Here is a 21,471-nt window from a genome sequence, read left to right as displayed (position 1 = left end):
TCTCAAACACCGGGCGTCGCGACAGTGGCGTCCGAATGATTTGACTTGTTGGAAGTGAAGTGGTCAGCAATTTGAGCTTCCACTTCTTTTCTACAAATCTCAATTACTTTATCGCCCACCTCGTCATTGAATGAAGATTTAAATATGCATTGAATAAAAACGCCTTTTTCACCAGAACTAAAAGACACATTTTTGGAACGAAGACCTAAAAGATTACTTAAATCTTGATCTTGGAGCTCTACAACTTCTTTTTGAATTTGATGATGTAAATTGCCATTCCAGACAAGGTTTGCTATGACAGGGGCGGCCTTGAGGTTCTCCTCATGATTCTGGCCTCCCTCAACTTGAATAGTATAATTCTTTGAAGTGGATACTTCGCAAGCACCAAGAAAAAGAATGGTTATTAATAAAATGGCCCTCATTTGAAACTCCTTACCTTGGTCTTGCCCACAAAAAGTAGACACTCTAACTATGTGTATTTTCGCTCATACTCTGCTGGACTTACATAGCCCAATGCAGAGTGCCTACGAACCCTATTGTAGAAAATCTCAATGTATTCAAACACCTCAGATTTTGCTTGCTCTTCGCTTTCGAATGTTCCGGCATAGACCAGCTCGACTTTTAGCCTGCTAAAGAATGATTCCATTGCCGCATTATCCCAACAGTTAGCCTGGCGACTCATACTCGGCTTGCACTTGCTTTCGGACAAGAGATCCTGGTATTTCTGCGATCGATATTGCACACCCCTGTCAGAGTGAACTAGCAGTCCAGGCTTTATTGGTCGTCGCTCTAGGGCCATTTTCAATGCTCGACGTGTCAATTCATCGGTCATCTGCGAGTCGAATGCCCAACCTACAATACGTCGAGAGTACAGATCCATAACTACCGCGAGGTATAGCCACCTATCCAGAGCCCAGATATACGTAATGTCACTGGTCCAGCGGCAATTTGGTCGATCCACATCAAAGCAACGCTTAAGTAAGTTGGCGGAGACGTTAATGCTCCCCTCTACGGGCTGACTATATCGAAAGCCTTTGCCGTTTCTCGCTTTAATATGTTCCTGCTGCATAAGCTTAGCGACGTAGTTCCGCGAGCATGGCTCACCTAACTCTTGAAGCTCGCAAGCAATTCTAGGCGCGCCATAACGACCTTTAAACTCAACAAACGTCTCTCGGATTTTCTCGATTGTTCGTATCTCTCTAATCGTGCGAGCAGATGGCAGTCGCCCCCGCCATCGATAATAACCCGATCTTGAGACTTCTAAACACCGACACATCAAGCTAACCGGGAATGACCCTACATGCTCTTGTATCAATGCGTACTTTACTCTTGGTGGTTCGCAAAGTACGCAGCTGCCTTTTTTAGAAACTCAACCTCCTGACGAGCTTCATGCAGCTCCTTCTTGAGTTTGCGAACTTCAGCGCTTTCCTGTTTGGAATAGTCGACACCGTCTAAACTATTGAACTGCTTATCAGACAGTCGATTAAATTGACGACGCCAGTTGTAGATCTGCTGTGCGCTGACGCCTAGCTCTCGCGCCACAGAAGCCGTTGTTGCTCCAGGCTTTTCCGCTCTCTTAACTGCTTCTCTGCGGAACTCCTCCGTATACGCCTGAGTTCTTTTCTTACCCATGATACACCTCCGTGTTAGGCCTAAACCTAACTATACAGGGTGTCTACTAAACGTGGGTAAGTCTTACCTCTAACGCCTAAAGCACCTGTGGCAAAACCAGAGCGAAGCAGCGGTTTTGACATCGGGTGCCTTTACTTGATGAGCCCAACATGGGCGTGAACTAATGGGGTGAAAGTTTCCTGTAGGAAGATCACCATTTAATGGGCTTCATTAAATGCTAACTATTAGCGAATAGCAACTGCAATACCACGAGGCTTTTTGGGGAGAAAGCAGCTAGTAAAGCTATGAGCTGACGGACAGAAACATAATATAAGGCTTAGACTGGAAGCGAGATGTCTAAGGACATCGAAGCCGGGTGGTCTAACGGGTAGAGTCAATGATGCAGTTGTGTAGTGAAAGTTCATGTTCTTATCTGGGGAGATCTGTTTAGCTTGCTGCTGTGAAGCTGTCAGCGTGGCCGCTGACTCATAAGTAGGCCCAGACCACTAGCCACCATCGCAGGGATAGAAAAAAGTGGTGGGGCACGGCAGCGCCCCGGCCAGTAATGACCAAGGTGATTAAACAGAAGTCAGCTGACGGCATAGTAGCCTAATGCCAAGACTAATACCTTGGACAGGGTGAAGGCCTGAACCTAAATCCACGAGTTAAAAGACAGGGCTAGCGTACCGATATGTTTCCAGTCGGATAAAGTTGAGGTGGCGCACTGCCATGACACTCAACTCAAATGAAGAGCTGTTCGACACTATTGCTAGGGAGAGATTCATAGCGGAAAGGGAACCGCCTATTGCGGACCCACATGATGGGTGATGTGGGGGCCGGTAGCTAGAAACTACCGGCTACCCGATTTATACGCATGTATCATTTTGCTAATACCAAAATTAAGACTACAAAACCTAAACCAACTACCATGACAGCTGCTAAGCCTGAATCTATGGACTTTGCAGTTTCTATTAGTTTGATGACTTGCTCTATCATTTGTCACCTACCACTTTTAATTTTGGCTTACCGCGCATAGTTGGCCTAGTTTTATCCTCTTTTCTACGCTTATCACGTTGAGTGATCATGTCTTTTGAATAGGGCAGTAATACCTCTATGAGAGGTGACAACCGGTATATATTGGTTTTGCTGCCAGTTTTACTTTCCCGCCGCTCAATCCGCTCGATAAACTCCGCTTTTTCCATTTCTTGGATACGCTTCTGTATTGTTCTTGGCGTAACGCCTATACAGTCAGCGATCGTTTGTTTTGCTGGGAACGGGTGATTTCCAGGCTCCCACCAATAGCGAGCTATTTGCAGGATGATATTCAAATCCATTGGAGTGAGTCCCAATGTGGATTGATGTACTAGCAATGCATTTGGGATCAGCGTCCACCCCGCATCTATATTTTCTTTGCCCCACTTTTGCTCGTTAGCTTTAAGCGTTGGCGGTTTTTCTTTTGTGCCCATAAAAAGTCCTCCTATTCAGCATGCCTCTAGTATCTATAGATTCATGGCAATGGCCAAGTATAAGGGGGAGAAATTTTGTTCTAGGGGGCTATTTGTAATATTGGTGTGTGTTACTGTGAGTATGTGTTAATGGTTGTACTTATTTGGGAGAAGCTTGTATCTCCCACCTGGGAGAAAAACATATCTACCGGAGGGAGATTGAAATTTCTCCCGGTCTAGATACTTGGATAGCCTAAACGGCTTTAGTACGCGCCCAATGCCGGAGCCTGGATTTGTGCGATTGTCTTTTCTTCACGAGCTCCAGCGGAGTGTGTTGGAACGCTGCGGCAAAACTACGCCGAGCATGGGTGTGGACTAATGGGGTGAATGTCCCCCCTTTAGCAAGATCACCGCTGAATGGATTCTAACTATTAGCGAATGGCAACTGCAGGACCGCGAGGTCTTGTGGGGAGGAAGCCGCTGGCAAAACTACGAGCTGGCGAACAGAAACATCCTATAAGGCTTAGTCTGGAGGCGAGGTGGCCAAGGACACCGAAGCTGGATGATCTAGCGGGTAGAGTCAATGATGCAGTTGTGTGGTGAAAGTTCACGCTCTTAACTGGGGAGATCTGTTTAGCTTGCTGCTGTGAAGTTGTCGGTGTGGCCGCTGACTCATAAGTTGGCTCAAGCCGTTAGCCACTATCGCGAGGATAAAAAAAGTGGCGGAACACAGCAGCGCCTCGGTCAGCAATGGCCGAGGTGATTAAACCGAAGTCAGCCGATGGCATAGTAGCCTAATGCCAAGATTAATGCCTTGGATACGATGAAGGCCTGAACCTAAATCCACGAGCTAAACGACAGAGCTAGCCTACCGATATGTTTCCAGTCGGATAAAACTGAGGTAGCGCACTGCCATGACATTCACCTCAAATGAATAGCTACTCGACACTATAGTGGGTTATAGATTCATTACGAATAGGGAGCCGCTCATTGCGGACTTGCACTATGGGTGGTGTGGGGGCCGGTAGCTAGAAGCTACCGCCACACGATTTAGGTGGATTCATTGCTTTGTTGCCCGGTATGCGGGAAGGTCGCTGTACTACCATCTGCAAATTTCAGTAACCCGTTCCAGCTTAACCCAATAAAAACAGGCTTTCCTTTTTTTCGCGATATAACGATGGCGCCTGGGTGGTATAGGTGCTTTAAGCCATCCTCTGAAAAATGTGGTAAAAGACCTGGAATAGCACCCTGTTCTAGCCTTTGGGCTAAATCATCATGGAACGATGCAAATAACGGCATCCCATGAACGCTTACATATGCCCCGGCCAATATTACTTCATGGGGGGTAGGTAAGTGGATAGGGATACAACTTACGCCGCCAGATGGCCGATGATTTGGATCTATGCCATCTACACTGTACAGGCCGTAACCGTTTGGAATATCGCGCATACCAAATATTGCCTCTACTATTTCAGGTGATGGAAGCCATTTTTCAGAGCCAGCCCAGCCCGCAGCCGCCATGTTAATTACAGTTTTCAATAGCCACCGCTCTAGTAGCTCACCTTCTATATAAAGGTTTTCCTCAAATTCTTTTTCATTTGATTGTGCTTGAAATGAAGCAATCTTCCCGGCAACGTTGTCAAGTGGACTCAAGATTGAATTGTGGTGACGGCACAAGATATTTGATTTTTCTGCACCATAAGTCGGAGCGCCGCCCCGAATTCTCTTAACTCCATCAACGATAATTGGGCAAGAACAACCTGCTTTAAAAATGGCATTACTGAAAATATGCTCGCCAGACATAGTGTCACAATCACCGAGGGAATTAGCCCAACATCTACTCATATGTTTCTCAATTTCAGAGTTTTTACGCGACCTAAATAAGGTGTACCACCTAACGCCCGTATTAAGGCTGGCTTGGAGCATAGCGGAAATTCAGTCCGTCAACATGCGCTTGGTACGCCCAGCATAGGCGTGGACTAGTAGGGTGAAAGTCCAATGTAGGAGGATCACCATTTAATGGATACCATTAAATGCTAACTATTGGCGAATGGCAACTGCAACACTGCGAAGTCTTGTGGGGAGGAAGTCGCTTGCAAAACTACGAGCTGACAAATAGAAACATCCTATAAGGCTTAGCCTGGAGGCGAGGTAGCCAAGGACAGCGAAGCCGAGTGATCTAATGGGTAGAGTCAATGATACAGCTGTGTAGCGAAAGTTCACGTTCTTATCTGGGGAGATCTGTCTAGCTAGCTGCTGTGAAGCTGTCAGTGTGGCTGCTGACTCATAAGTAGGCCTAACCTACTAGCCATCATTGCGGGGATAGATAAAAGTGGTGGAACACAGTTGTGTTTTGGTCAGTAATGATCAAGATGATTAAGCAGAACTCAGCCGACGGCATAGTAGCCTAATGCCTAGGTTAATACCTTGGACATGGTGGAGGCCTGAACCTAAATCCATGACTTAAGAGACAGGACTAGCTTACCGATATGTTCCCAGTCGGATATAAAATTGAGGTGGCGCACTGCCATGACACTCAGCTCAAATGAAAAGCTGCTCAACACTATTGTTGGGTAGAGATTCATTACGGATAGGGAACCGCTCATTGCGGACTTGCACTATGGGGGGGGCGGTAGTTAGAAACTACCGCTAGGCACTTACGTCAATTGTGATTTTTCCTTTATTGAATTTTGTCGAACTCAAAGATATTTTACTTTCATTCGTATTAACAACATCCCTGGCTTTATCAATTTCTGAACCTTTCATATTCCAACCAAGAAAAACTCTTGAAATACATGTGACCGGTATATTCATAGTGTAAATTGTGTGATTTTCGAACTTCGATGAGCTACAACTAGCTAAAGGAAGTACTACACGAACTTCTTTTTCATACGACCAATCGCTAAATTTGTAAAAAAAGAGTGCTTCATGTGATCTTGGATCAAAGGTGACGCCATAAAATTCACGCTCGTACTTAACGTCTACGAGTTGATTTAGTATGCCGGTATCATCGCCAGTAAAAATACTATCTAAATTTTTAAATTCAACAACTAAGCCGTTCGCATTATTAGCATAGTGTGCCCACATGGGTAATGAATCAAACCGCTTGGAAACACAAAATATGCCAACTTTACTAGATATTTCGTTCGTTGTATTTTCTAGTAATGTTTCAAGCAGATCGACACGCTCGTAAAACGACGAACGTATCAGTTGTGTCGCTTGTTCTTTTGTTTTTGGCGTTGGAACGGCTTGCGACCCCGGTGACAACTTACTCAACAAGACTCCTTGCTGTTGCAAGCAATGAAGATCCTCATCAGAGTAGCCTCTCTCACGCAAACGATCGAGAGACGCCATAACATCCTCTCTTATTATGTTAGAGGTAAGCTCTGAAGGATCATTTAGCTCACTAATTGGTGTAAACTTTATTGATCCCTTGAGTAAATAGGGCAAAGCACGCCAATCAGAAATGTATTTATAGTACTTCATTAAAACGAACTCTTTGCCAAACGTCAAAAGTAAGCACATTCATGCGTCGCATTGCCTTTTTTGGTTTTGTTTTTAGTTGTACTCCGATATATAAATAGTATGCAGAGATTAGCTTCCATCTCTCTTCCACTTTCTCGGAGAATTGCTCTCTCCAATCAGGGCAAAGGCTTGTGGCATTCAGTCACAAACGAACACCGCAGAAGGCAAGTCCCTCTCAGCCGCCATTGTTATGCATTATTCTATCCGTTTGTATGTTTTTCCCTGAATAATATTTCTTATTTGCTCACTACTTTTACCGTTAATAATTTTTTTAATTTCTTCGATGGACCGTCCATCTAGTGCGGCCTCTCGAATTACACCAACCTGTTCGACAGTTAATCTACCAGCTCTTCCGCAAATAACTTTTGCAGCATAATCTGGATTATTCCAGTGTTCTGAAATAGCGAGATTAGGCAACCCTTTCCGAGGGTTTTCTCTTAGATATTTACTGATTATGTTATCTTTTTCAGCATCGGTTAGTATGGATTTGTTTTTCGATAGCAAATTATGCTTATGTAGGTAAGCGATACCCTCTCTTCCTCCGGGTATCATGTTTAGCCCATTGTTATGTGAAAAACTATATTTATTAACAAGATATTCCTCTGTTTCAAGAGCTTTCTCTTCTGAAAGCCCTGCCCCACACACAACATGATGATTACCTACCAGTATTTTTTCTACGAACTCTTTAGATTGGCCACGGGTACTTGATTCCCCATACAATTGAGTTAACCTACCTAGAATCCCTTCTCTCAGAGTTCTATGGAATAGCAAATTAGATTCGTTTTTTAATGAGCTAGACATATGCTCATTAAACCTTTTCATCCAGCCTCTTTTTGTAATTCCGTAATATACATAATTTACCCCATCCTCCATTTTCAGCACATGGAGGTAAACCATATGTGTTCCTTCGAGTTTAGGAAGACCTTTTAACACAAACCTTAAAGGGATTTCTACACGCTGAGGAATATCAAGAGAGAGGCTATTTAAATTGATGTGTAATGAAGGAGCTTTATCTAATATGTTGTTCTCTTTTACCACCGGAGCCATAACAAAAGGCCCTTTTTCCGGAGAGTGCATTTTATTTAGATTGACGATTATTTGGGGACCAACCTCTACGAAGGACTTGCTAAATCCATGCTTCTGATTGTGCGACACAATTCTAGAAGGAAGTTTGTTTATCTTATCTAACCCTACTAACGAATTATCTAAAACAGCCAAATCTCTTTTGTCTAGGGTAAGCCCCTGACATAGGTAACGAAACTTCCTTTCATCTAGGAATTTATATCTTTTCACGGAGCTTTCTTCTTAGGGTATAACGTCCAGCTCAACGGTGTAGCAAGCTGGCGGGATTTTTGTAACAAAAGCGTGACAAGTTGCGGAGTCAGATTGCAGCTGCTTGTTATGCACGCCGTTTCTCTGATGCGATTTTGATCATTTTTTGAATTGATATATTTAATTCTGAAATCTCTGAATTCCTAAACTCGCTAGAACCAGACCAATGACAAGCCTTACCCAAGCATCTCTGGTATAAGTCATGATCAAAGCTTCGAACGGCCTTTGCAGCAGAATTCCATGCAGCTGATAATTCATGCTCACTTTCAATGTTAGCGAAAGTCATATCTTGTTCTAGCTTTCCAAGATATTGCTGAGTAAGACTTAATGCATCCAAGAAAAGATCCATAGCTTCTTGCTCTCTCGTAGAAGAGTGCAGCATCCAACTCTCTAACCTCTCAAAAACCCACTCCAAACTTGGTAAATACATAAATATTGCCCTTTAAATTGCCTTACTTAAATCTATAGAAAAGCCTGCTTGGGCCAATTCCTTTGAAACATCCATTTTCCAAGCTCCTCTGTCGTCAAGATCTATATAAACTACGCCACTAATATCATTTGGAGTTTCTATATGACCTTTTACTAAAGCGGCCACCTTTGAGCGACCGAGCTTACCTATAAAATAGCCATGTTCGAAAACTACATTTTGCCTTGCTCTCGGTGCCGGGTCATTACCTTCTTTCGCGCCGGTATCGCATGGCGTATATAAAACAATAGCGTAACCGACATCACTATGAGACTCGATTTTTTCAATGATAGTTTGGCTTGAACTCGCCTGTTCATGCAAAATAATAGGCTCTAGCCCTACTTGATCCAGAAATCTTGCAAGTGTGACTTTTGCTAAGTCATCATGACCGTGTACGATAAAAACTTTGTTATTCAAGGTACTTCCTTTTATTTCTGAGACATCACCTACGATAGACTTTTGTGCTCTTTTCACTTCCATTTGATAGCCGGCTTTTATACTGCCTATCCCTTCATGAAAGCCCGGATCAACAACTTCATATTCTTCAGTTCCACCGTTGGACATCTTACGGAGAATTTGGTCTGAAGCTTCAATCAATATATCTGAACGTTGAATAATTATTTTATTCTTCTGAACGCTGCCTTTAACATTCTCGAACGTATCTCCATTAACTTTCATAATGGTCAAATTGTCATTTAGCATATTAGAAAGTGCCATTCATTCCCCTTGATGATTCGATGAAATAAGTGCATGACAGTGTATTCAAAAGCAATCGCATTATATCACCAGTCAATATATCCCAGGTGCAGAAAACTCCTCTCGCCAGAAAAAATATACAAGCCATTATATAAGCCTGCACCGGTGGAAGACTACTCTAGTAGATATATTGCGCCTGCATTATATCCTGATATTTTGCTGCTTTTGATCACAGACGTAAACCATTGAAAATCAATAAGTTAACTTTCTTCTTGCTGTGGATATGTGCAACTGCTCTTGATTTTCGAAATGGAGAACACAGAAAAGCAACAGACTGTATATAAAAGCAGCAAAGTGAAGCCTTTAGGGATGATCTATTGTTTCCGGACTCCAAAGTGAGTTGCGGGGAAGAGTATCAGTCTTAACGGCCATTTTTATACGCAACCGAAATTTTCAAAGCGTGAGTAATCAAAAATATAGGCACAGAAATAATCTTATTGGATTTTATTCAGTTTGTTTTAGTGTCAAAGCTGCGTAAAATCGGTGAATATTTATCGGTATTTGGGTCGTCATTGAACAGCCTTCTGAAGGCCGATGACCAAAGAGATTCGAGAGAATCAAGAATTTTCTAAAAACCATTCCCTCAAAGGAGAACGGTAGCGTGACGTAAGAGTAAGTAAAAGGCGCTGACCCAAGGTGGTGGAACACCATGGGCCAGCTAACCAAATTGATAAGCACAGTATCAAAATGGCTATATGGATCATACGCTAGAAACCCGCTCGTCTTCAATAAAGTGGAGTCCATTCAGCAGTTTGGGGCATGTTCCCTGGCTCTGGAAGCGTTGCGTCTGCCTTTTCTACTTCTATGCCTACCGTTCTCGCGCCCCACCTGATGCTTCCTTAAGAGTTACTTTCATATCCTTCCATTAAGGGAGGTCTACGTATGGTTTGAGTATTCATAGGAAGCAAATATGTTGATCTTAAAGCGCCGAACGGGTGAAAACTTACGGATTGGATCGAACGTCTCAATTACGGTATTGGAAGTTAAGGGTAATCAGGTAAAGATAGGCATACGTGCTCCCAAATCTCTACCCGTTCACCGTGAGGAAATCTATAGACGTTTACAAAAGGAGAGGGTGTTGGGGGATGGAGTTGGTTGAGATTACGAAGCGCCCTAAGCAAGGGCGCGCGTTGGCGAGTCCAGTCCGCTGGGCGATCTAATAACTGGCAGATGGAGCGTATCGTAAGCTGCCCGACGCGTGTCTTTCACGCGTGAAGTTTATTAGCTTGTTATAAGCTACCATGTACCTCTCTCTTATTTTCAAGATCTTCACCACAAAATGGGCAGTATCTTATAAGGAGGTGATGAGAGCACATCTGTGAGCCAACTTCCCCTTCATAACCATCCTCAATATCAAATTCAGTTGCAGATTGCCACTGCGAAAGAACCCAACCCCATTCCACCCGATTAATTTTTTGATAGAAAATTTCAGCATCTTCGTACTGATTTTGTCTACAACGATGCTTTAATTTTTCTTTACTCATATGGATTTATAACGCCTTTGTAATGGGCAGCCTTGTGGCGAAGACACGCTTAAGGTCGGCCAGTCCGAAGGACGATCGTCGACAAACTTGTTATAAATCGTTGCTAAGTACAAGTGAATGAAAACGTTAACCGACAATCTATGTGTTTTAGCAATTGGTTCACAATATTTGGGGCTTCCCATATTTCAGTATCACTGCCAGTAGATATCGAAAGAAATATATCACACGACTCTGCGGCAATTTGGTATTTACTAAAGAAAGCCACTATTTCTGCCATGGTATCTTCATTCAGAGGAATACGTCCCACAAAGCAAGGATTCTTGAAATGTGCCCGATACTTTGACAGCTTAACCTCATGGACGAGATTGCCAGCTTGCTCCTCTGTTAACTCCAGAAACCGAAAGCTAACATAGTCTTTAAAATGATAATCTCGATGATTTGACATATTTTAGGTTTATAAAGTTTATATAGTAATCATTCTGACTATTATTATCATGATTACCATCCTGGGATCAATCTTACGAAGAAGTGCGTAAAAATTTCGAGGAATTAATAAATCACATACAAGTCCGAATTCTTGCTCCAGATGCGTAAATGATCACTTTGCCCACTATCCCCAATAAATAGACTTTCTTTAACTCATTTCCTTAAAAGTTACTTTCAAATCCTTCCATTAAGGGAGGTCTACGCATGGTTTGAGTATTTATAGGAAGCAATTATGTTGATCTTAAAGCGCCGGACGGGTGAAAACTTACGAATTGGAGCAAGCGTCTCAATTACGGTATTGGAAGTTAAGTGTAATCAGGTAAAGATAGGCATACGTGCCCCCAAATCTCTACCCGTTCACCGTGAGGAAATCTATAGACGTTTGCAAAAGGAGGGGGTGTTGGGGGATGGAGTTGGTTGAGATTACGGAGCGCCCTAAGCAAGGGCGTCCCTCTGGCAGGTCTTCTTAACTCTCTATGATGCCTTGCTTAATTAGTGTTTTTTTCGCAAACCCTACGAAGAAATAGATAGCGACGGCATGAATAGCTCCGATAATCGCAACTGAGAACAAAAGAACTGAACCACTTACTTCATGACCGGATTCGGAAAGTGCGATAGCTCCGAAAATAGCTTGAATAAGCATGTTAATTGCGATGAGGCCAATCACTACCCTGGTTTTTTCACTTTTATTGAAATAGCGACGATTCTTATTCGCAAAAGAAGAACATACCCAAAATATCGTGCCTAATAATATTCCGAAATTTACGCCGCTATTACTGTCAACGCCAAAGTAGTTAAGTGTAAATCCTACGATGAAAATCAGTGTTATATAAGTTAAAGTGAACCGGGTTAATACTCCTCGAATGCTCATTACTTCTCCTTGTGTAGTTAGTGCCCTCAGCATAAGCGAGGAGCGCGGCGACGAGTCTAGCTGGATGGGCGTTTATGGCTGAGCTCGTTATATGATTTATGCCACACTTTCTCGTTCCTTATTTGTGACCAAACCACCTGCGTTACTAATTATTTTTTGCCTTATCTCATCAGATGATGTTTCTTTTGCAGCCTCTAATTCTGATGGTGTGATACCCACAACCTGAATAAGATCGACTGCTCCAGATTTAATGGCAAAGTTTTCTGGGAAATTTACAGGGTGAGTAAACATCATCGTTTTTATGGAAGTAGAAAGTGCAAGGGGAACACGGTGCCCATAATAAAGGGGAGGAAAATTGCCCATCTGACCAGAAATGAGAAGTAAATTATAAGCCATTAAGGTTTGTAAAACTCCAATTGCCCAATCCGCCTCTTCGTCTGTTTCCATGACAAACTCTACGCCCAATCCAGAAAACTCTTCTGGTTCCTCAGTCTCCCAAGGGTTGGACATACCAGATGTAACATAAGCCCAGGTATTCCTTGTTTCGGATGGCTGACTCTTGAAAACTCCATGCGTTAACCAGCGAGGATCAACAGCCTTAGCATTCATGCGATCAAAGGTTTCGTTTGATAAAGTATAAATTCCGGGTCCTAGATCACCAAATATTCCCCTGTATATTGTTTCTTCTCGTTCTTTCCAGGAGTCTTCAAGGAAGCTCATACTTTTTCCTTCACATAATATTTATATAGATAATCAATCTGACCACTATTATCATGATTATGATCCTGGAATCAATCTAGCGAAGAAATGCGTAAAACCTTGAGGAATTAATAAATCACACAAGCTTGAACTCTTGTCCCAAATGCAAAAATGAACACTTTACCCACTGTCCCCACTGAATAGACTTTCTCTAGTTTCCTAGAGCTTTCAATCATTCATGATCTTTGTAAAAAATAACAGCCAAGCCGATTGAAAATCATGTTGATTTCTTATCAGGGACTTAGAGGGTTGAAAAATGGTTTGGTGCTTGAAGCGTTTTAGGTCGAAGACCACTTCGGTAAAGCTGATATTAGAGCCGGCAAACCCACAAGCGATGCAGGTACATTGGGCAAATACTTGGGTTCTGAAGTTGATAGAAAATCGAAAGGCACTAGTTCAAGAAGGGGCAGTTTGATTTATATCAAAAAAAGAAAAGGGGGCAGAGCCCCCTTTTTTTAAGTCAGATCCGCTCTTTAATGGAGTAGATTACCAGAACCATTAAAGGTTACTGATTTCCTCAAGCTGCTGTTGCAGACGCTCGTGAGCACCTTTCATTTCTGCAAGCTTGTCCTTCTCCTTGGCAACAACGGCTTCGGGGGCTTTGTCTACAAACTTGGGATTGTTGAGTTTGCCTTCGACCCGTGCGAGTTCTTTGGAGAGTTTATCAATCTCTTTTTGTAGACGGGCGCTTTCGGCTTTAACGTCGATCAGGCCAGCCATGGGTACCAGCAATTCCATATCGCCGACCAGGGCAGTGGCGGAGGCGGGTGCAGCTTCACCACTTTCCAGCCAGGTGATTTCTTCGAGGCTCGCCAGTTTGATCAGCAGGCTGCGGGCTTGCTCCAGCAGTTCTTTGTCTCGGCTAGAACCGCCGCGCAGGATCAGTGGGATTTTCTTCGCTGGGGAAATATTCATTTCACCGCGAATATTACGCACGCCTTCAATAACCTGCTTCAACCAGGCAACAGCCGCTTCCGCTTCCTCGTCGATCTTGGTGCTGTCGGCCTCTGGGTACTGCTGCAGCATAATGGTGTCACCGTTGGAACCGGCGAGTGTTTTTACACGCTGCCAGATTTCTTCGGTGATAAACGGCATCAGCGGGTGGGCCAGACGCAAAATGGTTTCCAGTACGCGGATCAGGGTGCGGCGGGTGCCTTTCTTCACTGCGTCGGAGGCGTTGTCGTCCCACAGTACCGGCTTGGACAGCTCCAGGTACCAGCTGCAGTACTCGCTCCAGATAAAGTCGTACAGGGCCTGGGAGGCGAGGTCGAAGCGGTAGGTATCCATGGCTTCGCGTACGGTGATTTCGGTGCGCTGCAGCTGGGAAATAATCCAGCGGTCGGCGATGGTCAGTTCAAAATCCGTGCTGCCGTCCTGTCCACAATCGTGCTCTTCGCAGTTTTGCAGTACGTAGCGGGAGGCATTCCAGATCTTGTTACAGAAATTGCGGAAGCCTTCGATACGGCCCACATCAAACTTGATGTCGCGGCCGGTGGATGCCAGTGAGTAGTAGGTGTAGCGCAGGGCATCGGTACCAAAAGCAGAGAAACCTTCGGGGAAGTCTTTGCGAGTTTGCTTTTCGATCTTTTCGCGCAGGTGCGGTTGCATCAGACCAGAGGTACGCTTCTCTACCAGGGTCTCCAGGTCGATGCCATCAATCAAATCGATAGGATCGATCACGTTGCCCTTGGATTTGGACATCTTCTGGCCGTGGTTATCGCGCACCAGGCCGTGCACGTACACGGTGTTAAACGGCACTTCCTTCTTGAAGTAGAGGGTCAGCATCATCATGCGTGCAACCCAGAAGAAAATAATATCGAAGCCGGTGACCAGTACGGAGCTGGGGTGGAAGGCTTTCAGTTCTTCGGTATCTTCTGGCCAGCCCAGGGTGCCGAAGGTCCACAGTCCGGAGGAGAACCAGGTGTCGAGTACGTCGTCGTCTTGGCGCAGGCTGATATCGGCGCCCAGGTTGTGCTTCTCGCGCACTTCTTCTTCGCTGCGACCAACGTAGACTTTGCCTTCGTTGTCGTACCAGGCGGGGATGCGGTGGCCCCACCACAGCTGGCGGGAGATACACCAGTCCTGGATATCGCGCATCCAGGAGAAGTACATGTTTTCGTAGTTTTTCGGTACGAACTCAACGCGGCCATCTTCAACGGCGGCGATGGCCTCATCGGCCAGGGGCTGGGTTTTTACGTACCATTGATCGGTGAGCCAGGGCTCGATCACGGCGCCGGAGCGGTCCCCGTGAGGTACCTTGAGGGTGTGTGGCTCTACTTTTTCCAGCAGGCCGAGGGCGTCCAGGTCATCGACAATTTGTGTGCGCGCGGCAAAGCGCTCCATGCCCCGGTATTTTTCCGGCACTGCGTTGTTTAGGTGGGCGTCGGCATCAAGGATGTTGATCATCTCGAGGTTGTGGCGCTGGCCCATTTCGTAGTCGTTGAAGTCGTGGGCCGGGGTGATTTTTACACAGCCGGTGCCGAATTCACGATCGACGTATTCGTCGGCAATAATCGGGATTTCGCGGTCGGTCAGCGGCAGCTTGATGGTCTTGCCAATCAGGTGCTGGTAGCGCTCGTCTTCCGGGTGTACGGCTACGGCGGTATCGCCGAGCATGGTTTCCGGGCGGGTAGTGGCAACTACCAAGTGGCCGGAGCCGTCTGAGAGCGGGTAGCGGAAGTGCCACAGGTGACCCTGCTTTTCTTCGTTTAATACTTCCAGGTCTGAGATCGCAGTGTGGAATTTCGGGTCCCAGTTCACCAGGCGCTTGCCGCGATAAATCAGGCCGTCTTCATACAGTTTGATAAAGACTTCCTGCACCGCTTTGTAGAAACCGTCGTCCATGGTGAAGCGTTCGCGAGACCAGTCGGGGCTGGCGCCCAGACGGCGCAGCTGGCGGGTAATGGTGCCGCCGGACTCTTCCTTCCACTCCCAGACCTTCTCAATAAACTTGTCGCGGCCCAGGTCGTGGCGGGATACGCCTTCGGCGCCCAGCAGGCGCTCTACCACCATCTGGGTGGCGATACCGGCATGGTCGGTGCCCACTTGCCACAGGGTGTTGTCTCCCTGCATGCGGTGGTAGCGAATCAGGGCGTCCATGATGGACTCCTGGAAACCGTGGCCCATATGCAGGCTGCCGGTAACGTTCGGCGGCGGGATCATAATGCTGTAGGGCTTGGCCTCAGTATCCCCGGAAGGCTTGAAGTAGCCGTTCTCCTCCCAGGTTTTGTACCACTGCTGTTCGATGGCGTTGGGCTGGTATGTTTTGTCCATGCGGGCGGGAAACCTTGTATTTAACTGACTGCGTGCACAGCGTTTTGGCTCAGGATAGTCTGGTGCTTGCTCGGGCTGCGCGGAAAAGGCGGCAATTATACCGCCGGGGTCTGGTGGGCAAAAGGCGGTATTTGAGCTTACCGCTCAATCCCAAACGCCGAGCTCGTCGACCACGTGTTCTATTTGGGCGCGCAGGCGGCGCTCCAGTTTGGGCAGCTGCTGGGCGACGAGTTGTTCGATCAATTCCTGGCGCTGGCGCTCTTTGGCGGAGGGCTCAGGGTCTGCGGCCGGATCTTCTTCGGCGGCTTGGGCCTCAGTGCTTGGAAGTTCAGCTTCTTCCTTTACTTCAGGGGCTGGTGCCACTGTTGCTGGGGCTTCTACTTCCGGGAGCACTGGGGCTTCGGTTACTTGGGTATTTTCTTCAACTGGTAGGGGCCGTCCACCGGTGAGGCGGGAGCGAATATGATTTGGCAGAAATGGGTTTTCCGCCCGGGGCTCCGGCTGCGGTTCGGGCTCTCTCTCCAGTTCGGCCTCTGGGAAATCTTCAACTTTGGTTTCCCGGGAAATCTGCTCTAACGGTGTTTCAACCGGTTTATCTTCAACGGGCTTTTCTTCGATTTGCCCGGTTTCTGCGGAAGCTTGTGGTTCCTCATCCTCTATAGCCAGCTCTTGAAGCGGGCGCAATAGAGCCAGGTCAGACTCTGCCAGCGACAGGGATTGCTGGGCCAGCATCTCTTCTTCAACCGGTGAAAATAAAATCGGCAGGTCGATATCTTCCAGTGAGGTATCGATATCTTCGAACTCACTGGTAGCTGGTGTCTCACTGGGTTTTGGTATGTCGGCAATAGTGGGGAGTGTGGGGGGCTCAGGGGTTACAGGATTACCCTGCTTGGCCACCTGGCTGAGCACGGGGATTTCTTCATTGTTCTCGTCGGTGACAAGCAAGTTGTGCAGTGAATTAAGTTCATCCAGAAATTCACTGGGCTGCTTGCGCTGCTGTCCGCGGTGCTTGTGTTTGTTTTTTTTGCCGGACATGACTCTCGGACGTAGTTAGAGGCTCTAATTGATCTTATGGGATTGTAACGGATATCCGCGATCGCGGAAGTGACCAAATCGCAATCGGGACCGTTTTAATGGTTCCGGTTGTTGGATCACAACTTCTGCCAAGCGTTCAAAGCGGCTAAACCACTTGGGTACTTTGGAGCAGAGATTGATCAGTAAGCCGTGGTGATCAGCGGGGTCTTCGCCGCTGTTAATTTCTATTTGCGCCTGTTGGTTTTCAGTTTGCGGGGCGTGGGGCAGAAAACTGTCCTCGCGAAATGTCCACAGCAGTTGATCCATCTGCTCCGCCCGTTGCGGGTCGTCTACCGCGATTAATACCCGCATACCCGCGCGGAAGGCTTTCTCAGCCAGGCGGCAGGCAAAAACATCGGCGTGTTCCGGTTGGTCGGAAGAGAGAATATAGAAATCAATGCGAGTCATTACAGATACTGGTCAAATAATCCCGGCCATATTGATATGCCGCCAAAAACAAAAGCGGCCCATTAATCAATGGACCGCCCGGCGGCCGGGCACCGATGGTGCCGGCGGCTATTGTGCGCTTTGGCTACTTATTTGCCCAGTAGATATTCAACCAGTAGGGGAACCGGACGGCCGGTTGCGCCTTTCTGTGCGCCGGACTTCCAGGCGCTACCGGCAATATCCATATGTGCCCATTTGTAGTCTTTGGCAAAACGCGCCAGGAAGCAGGCAGCGGTTACTGAACCGGCTTCGCGCCCACCGATATTTTGGATATCGGCAAAATTGGAATCCAGGGAGGACTGGTACTCGTCCCACAGTGGCATTTGCCATGCGCGGTCGCCAGTAGTTTCGCCGGCCTGGAGAAGGCTCTTGGCCAGTTCTTCGTTATTGGCGTAGAGACCGGTGGCGTGATGGCCCAGGGCAATAACACAGGCACCGGTGAGGGTGGCGATATCAATCACTGCGCTGGGCTTGAACTTGGCTGCGTAGGTGATCGTATCGCACAGAACCAGGCGCCCTTCGGCATCGGTGTTGAGGATTTCGATGGTTTTGCCGGACATGGAAGTCACAACATCACCGGGCTTGCTGGCGCGGCCGCTGGGCATATTTTCAGCAGCGGCAACCAGGCCTACTACGTTGATAGAAGGCTGCAGTTCAACCAGGGCGTTCATCACGCCGAAGACACTGGCGGCACCGCCCATGTCGTATTTCATTTCGTCCATAGCCTGGCCCGGCTTGATGCTGATGCCGCCGCTATCGAAGGTGATGCCTTTACCGACCAATACCACAGGTTTTTCGCTGGCCTTGCCACCTTTGTAGTTCATGGCAATCAGGGCGGGGGGCTCGTCGCTGCCTTTGGAGACGCTGAGAAAAGCACCCATGCCCAGGGCTTTCATTTTCTTTTCGTCCAGCACGCTGGTGGTGAGCTTTGCATGTTTTTTAGCCAGCGCCTTCGCCTGGGCAACCAGGTAGTTGGGGGTACAGATATTGCCTGGGAGGTCCCCCAAATCACGGGCGACATTGCTGCCCAGTGCTTGAGCGGCACCTACTTCCATGCCGCCTTGAATAGCTTTCAGCTGCTTTTTCTCTGGAGCGTGGATGGTGAATTTCGCCAGGGGTAAGGGTTTTGCATCGGTGCGGGACAGGGTGTAGCGGTAGCTTGCCAGACCGGCGGCCATGGCGATTTGCTGTGCTTTCCAGCGATTATCGGCACCTTCTACCTCCACTTCGCAGAGGTAGCTCGCGGCTTCTTTAAAGTTCTTCACTCCATTGGCACTGCTGGCTGCCAGCTTGCGGAATTCCGCCTGGCTGATGGTGCCTTTACCGGTGCGCACGACCAGAACGCGCTCGCTGGGAACGTCGATAAGATTGATCAGCTGGGTGCTGCCAGATTTGGCCCCCAAGTCCCCGCGCTTGAGGATTTTTGCAATCATTCCCCCGGTCAATTTATCCAGGCTTTTTCCACTTTCGCTGAGGTTATTTTTGGCATCTGCTGAAATAATAGAGCAGGCACTGCGTTGTTTACTGATATCTGCAACCTTGGCGGAGAACTGCATTTTTCGCTTTCCTTAAAATCTGACAATAGATTGCATGTCTCTAGGCCGAGACATAGCAAGAATTTTTAGTGATAATGCGTCGCACAAGTTTAACCCGCCTGCCTGTGGATTGCTGTACCTAGAGGGAAACTTGCTCGTTTTTGATTCAGACACCATCACACCGCTGTCACCAAGGAATTTGTTCGCCCTGTGATTATTTTTCGCTATCTCTGCCGCGAGCTGCTGTTTGCCACGCTAGCGGTTAGCGCAATTTTGCTGTTAATTGTGATGAGCGGCCGATTCGTGAAATACCTGGCGGAAGCTGCTGCCGGTGATATTTCGGCGAATATCCTGTTCTCCCTGATGGGGTTCCGTTTACCGGGATTCCTGGAACTGGTGTTACCGCTGGGCCTGTTTGTGGGGATTCTCCTCTCCTATGGCCGCCTTTATATAGAAAGTGAAATGACGGTTCTGCACGCCTGTGGCTTTAGCGATTGGCGTTTGCTGGGCTATACCATGATTCCAGCACTGATGCTGGCGCTGGTGGTGGCGTCCATGAGCCTGTATTTCTCTCCGGCGGGTATGGAGCGTTCCACCAGCCTGTTAAATGCGGAAAAGGCGCGCAACGAATTTGATCACCTGGTACCAAAGAGATTTGTGTCCTCCCAGGGCGGCCGCGCGGTTTATTACGCCGATACGCTGAGCGAAGACAAGTCCACCATGTTGGGGGTGTTCCTGGCTGAGTTGGGTGGTGCGGAAGAGGAAACTGAGGCAGACCAGCAGATTGTCATCCGTGCTCGTGAAGGTGTACAGGAGATAGATCCTGAGACAGGCCTGCGCTATTTGGTCCTGCGCGACGGTTTTCGCTATGAGGGTGTTCCCGGTGAGCGGGAATACCGCCAGATGAAATTTGACAGTTACTCGGTGATCCTGGAGGTGCCTCGCGAGCGCAGCCGCTTGCAGGACCAGATGGAATCGGCTTCAACCCTGGATCTCCTTAAAGGCGATGATCCGCAGCAGCGGGCCTACCTCTACTGGCGCTTCAGCCTTCCGATATTGGTATTGGTGGTTGCAGTACTCGCAGTGCCATTATCCCGTACCAACCCTCGGCAGGGGCGTTTTGCGAAGATGATCCCGGCCATTCTGCTGTATATCACCTACCTGGTAATCCTGCAGGGTGTCAGGGGGGCGATTGAGGACGGCAAGATTTCCAATCCGGCAATGATCTGGCTGGTTCATCCGCCGTTCTTACTGCTCGGCTTGCTGCTGTTAGCGGGAAGAAATTGGCGCAAGGCGCCGCCCAAGCGTTTGCCCGAGGGTGTGAAGGAGTCGCCAGGTGAGTAAGCTCGATTTATATATCGCCCGCACCGTTATTGTTGCTGTGGGTGGCGCGCTGATGATTATTCTTGGCCTCACTGTGGTCTTTGCGTTAGTGGACCAGTTGGGAGAGCTGAAGAAGGATTACGGCTTTATCGATGCCCTGAAGTATGTGGGTTGGACATTGCCAGCGCGTATCTATGAACAGCTGGGCTTTTCCGCACTGGTTGGATGTCTGGTGGGGCTGGGCTCATTGGCAGGTACCAGTGAGCTGACCGTTATGCGGTCTGCCGGAGTCTCAATCGGTCGGATTACCTGGGCGGTGATGAAGCCCATTATGCTGCTGATTTTACTGGGTTTGGGCCTGGCGGAATTTGTTATTCCCAAGACCAATGTAATTGCCGAGAGTGACAAAGCCCGGGCATTGGGTGAGCTGGAGGCGAGCGGTCTGGAAAGTGGCCTGTGGCTGAAAGACAGCGGCGAGTTTGTGCACTTCAACGCGGCGCTGCCGGATGGTGAGCTTTACGGTGTTACCCGCTACCACTTCGGTGCTGATCGAGAGCTGGAGCAGGTGGAGTTTGCTGAGCGCGGCCATTTTGACGGCAAGCGCTGGGAACTGGAGAATAGCCGCACGACTATCTTCACCGGTGAGCATACCGAGAGTGAGGCGTTACCTACGACCGAATGGAAGGCGGAGATTTCGCCAGAGTTATTCGCTTTGGTGGTGCCTTTGCCTGCGGATCTGTCACCGCGCAATCTGTGGGCTTACGGCAAATTCCTCGATCGCAAAGGTGAAGACTCCAGTCGCTACTGGTTGCAGTTCTGGAAAAAAGTATTGCAGCCTCTCACTATCGCCAGTCTGGTGATGGTGGCGATTTCTTTTATTTTTGGCCCTCTGCGTGAAGTAACCACCGGACTGCGTGTGTTTACCGGATTGGTGGTTGGCCTGGTGTTCCAGTTTGTCCAGGATATGCTGGGGCCATCTTCCCTGGTATTTGGCTTCCCGCCTTTCCTCGCGGTGCTGCTACCGATATTGCTGTGCTTTGGCGCGGGATGGTATCTACTGCAGCGGGCCCGTTAGGGCCCCTGG

Annotated in this window: 20 protein-coding genes; 4 read left to right on the top strand and 16 right to left on the bottom strand. The window is 47.7% G+C overall.

Annotated elements, in window-relative coordinates; translation table 11 throughout:
• Positions 1-2 precede the first annotated feature (2 nt).
• The 9 genes from ACJJIZ_RS19455 to ACJJIZ_RS19415 all read right to left on the bottom strand — a co-directional run bounded on the left by ACJJIZ_RS19455 (position 3) and on the right by ACJJIZ_RS19415 (position 9,096).
• Positions 3-422: a hypothetical protein gene (locus ACJJIZ_RS19455; RefSeq protein WP_444914529.1), complete on the bottom strand. Its 420-nt coding sequence runs from the start codon at positions 420-422 to the stop codon at positions 3-5.
• Positions 423-469: 47 nt separating this feature from the next.
• A complete protein-coding gene (locus tag ACJJIZ_RS19450; protein ID WP_444914528.1) occupies positions 470-1,315 on the bottom strand; it encodes an IS3 family transposase in 846 nt (281 codons plus the stop codon).
• 8 nt (positions 1,316-1,323) lie between these two features.
• Positions 1,324-1,632: a transposase gene (locus ACJJIZ_RS19445; protein WP_444895975.1), complete on the bottom strand. Its 309-nt coding sequence runs from the start codon at positions 1,630-1,632 to the stop codon at positions 1,324-1,326.
• Positions 1,633-2,603: 971 nt separating this feature from the next.
• Complete coding sequence (locus tag ACJJIZ_RS19440) at positions 2,604-3,077, bottom strand: helix-turn-helix domain-containing protein (RefSeq protein ID WP_444914527.1); 474 nt, start codon at positions 3,075-3,077, stop codon at positions 2,604-2,606.
• A gap of 1,029 nt (positions 3,078-4,106) precedes the next feature.
• A complete protein-coding gene (locus tag ACJJIZ_RS19435) occupies positions 4,107-4,859 on the bottom strand; it encodes a hypothetical protein (RefSeq protein ID WP_444914526.1) in 753 nt (250 codons plus the stop codon).
• A gap of 846 nt (positions 4,860-5,705) precedes the next feature.
• Positions 5,706-6,542, bottom strand: coding sequence for a DUF2971 domain-containing protein (locus ACJJIZ_RS19430; protein ID WP_444914525.1), 837 nt, complete (start codon positions 6,540-6,542; stop codon positions 5,706-5,708).
• Positions 6,543-6,776: 234 nt separating this feature from the next.
• Positions 6,777-7,874, bottom strand: coding sequence for a hypothetical protein (locus tag ACJJIZ_RS19425; protein ID WP_444914524.1), 1,098 nt, complete (start codon positions 7,872-7,874; stop codon positions 6,777-6,779).
• A gap of 106 nt (positions 7,875-7,980) precedes the next feature.
• On the bottom strand, positions 7,981-8,343 hold the full coding sequence (locus ACJJIZ_RS19420; protein WP_444914523.1) for a hypothetical protein: 363 nt from the start codon (positions 8,341-8,343) through the stop codon (positions 7,981-7,983).
• A gap of 12 nt (positions 8,344-8,355) precedes the next feature.
• The gene (locus ACJJIZ_RS19415; RefSeq protein WP_444914522.1) at positions 8,356-9,096 is read right to left on the bottom strand and encodes a TIR domain-containing protein; all 741 of its coding nucleotides are present in this window, start codon (positions 9,094-9,096) and stop codon (positions 8,356-8,358) included.
• Between the two features lie 949 nt (positions 9,097-10,045).
• Here ACJJIZ_RS19415 and csrA (ACJJIZ_RS19410) point away from each other — a divergent pair.
• Positions 10,046-10,234: a carbon storage regulator CsrA gene (csrA, locus tag ACJJIZ_RS19410; RefSeq protein WP_444914521.1), complete on the top strand. Its 189-nt coding sequence runs from the start codon at positions 10,046-10,048 to the stop codon at positions 10,232-10,234.
• 130 nt (positions 10,235-10,364) lie between these two features.
• Here the strand turns inward: csrA (ACJJIZ_RS19410) and ACJJIZ_RS19405 are convergent, their stop codons facing one another.
• Positions 10,365-10,619 (bottom strand): hypothetical protein, encoded by a 255-nt coding sequence (locus ACJJIZ_RS19405; RefSeq protein ID WP_444914520.1) that lies wholly within the window; start codon positions 10,617-10,619, stop codon positions 10,365-10,367.
• A 718-nt stretch (positions 10,620-11,337) separates the two neighbouring features.
• Here ACJJIZ_RS19405 and csrA (ACJJIZ_RS19400) point away from each other — a divergent pair.
• A complete protein-coding gene (gene csrA / locus ACJJIZ_RS19400; RefSeq protein WP_444914519.1) occupies positions 11,338-11,526 on the top strand; it encodes a carbon storage regulator CsrA in 189 nt (62 codons plus the stop codon).
• Positions 11,527-11,571: 45 nt separating this feature from the next.
• Here csrA (ACJJIZ_RS19400) and ACJJIZ_RS19395 read toward each other — a convergent pair whose 3' ends face one another.
• From ACJJIZ_RS19395 to ACJJIZ_RS19370, 6 genes are all read right to left on the bottom strand, one after another.
• Positions 11,572-11,976 carry an ABZJ_00895 family protein gene (locus ACJJIZ_RS19395; RefSeq protein ID WP_444914518.1) on the bottom strand — a complete coding sequence of 135 codons (405 nt, stop codon included), beginning with the start codon at positions 11,974-11,976 and terminating at the stop codon, positions 11,572-11,574.
• A gap of 96 nt (positions 11,977-12,072) precedes the next feature.
• Complete coding sequence (locus ACJJIZ_RS19390; RefSeq protein ID WP_444906186.1) at positions 12,073-12,696, bottom strand: suppressor of fused domain protein; 624 nt, start codon at positions 12,694-12,696, stop codon at positions 12,073-12,075.
• A 537-nt stretch (positions 12,697-13,233) separates the two neighbouring features.
• Complete coding sequence (locus ACJJIZ_RS19385; protein WP_444914517.1) at positions 13,234-16,008, bottom strand: valine--tRNA ligase; 2,775 nt, start codon at positions 16,006-16,008, stop codon at positions 13,234-13,236.
• Between the two features lie 144 nt (positions 16,009-16,152).
• A complete protein-coding gene (locus ACJJIZ_RS19380; RefSeq protein WP_444914516.1) occupies positions 16,153-17,043 on the bottom strand; it encodes a hypothetical protein in 891 nt (296 codons plus the stop codon).
• Between the two features lie 24 nt (positions 17,044-17,067).
• Complete coding sequence (locus ACJJIZ_RS19375; protein WP_282933987.1) at positions 17,068-17,490, bottom strand: DNA polymerase III subunit chi; 423 nt, start codon at positions 17,488-17,490, stop codon at positions 17,068-17,070.
• A gap of 128 nt (positions 17,491-17,618) precedes the next feature.
• On the bottom strand, positions 17,619-19,085 hold the full coding sequence (locus ACJJIZ_RS19370; RefSeq protein ID WP_444894984.1) for a leucyl aminopeptidase: 1,467 nt from the start codon (positions 19,083-19,085) through the stop codon (positions 17,619-17,621).
• A 189-nt stretch (positions 19,086-19,274) separates the two neighbouring features.
• Here ACJJIZ_RS19370 and lptF point away from each other — a divergent pair, with 189 nt between their 5' ends.
• Positions 19,275-20,408 (top strand): LPS export ABC transporter permease LptF, encoded by a 1,134-nt coding sequence (gene lptF, locus ACJJIZ_RS19365; RefSeq protein WP_444914515.1) that lies wholly within the window; start codon positions 19,275-19,277, stop codon positions 20,406-20,408.
• Positions 20,401-21,462 carry an LPS export ABC transporter permease LptG gene (gene lptG / locus ACJJIZ_RS19360; RefSeq protein ID WP_444892961.1) on the top strand — a complete coding sequence of 354 codons (1,062 nt, stop codon included), beginning with the start codon at positions 20,401-20,403 and terminating at the stop codon, positions 21,460-21,462. Before lptF ends, lptG begins: the two co-directional genes overlap by 8 nt.
• Positions 21,463-21,471: the final 9 nt, after the last annotated feature.

This window comes from Microbulbifer maximicatervae (SeqCode), from assembly GCF_052467225.1.
The sequence above is the reverse complement of the archived record's forward strand: the minus strand, read 5'-3'. Positions and strand labels throughout refer to the sequence as shown.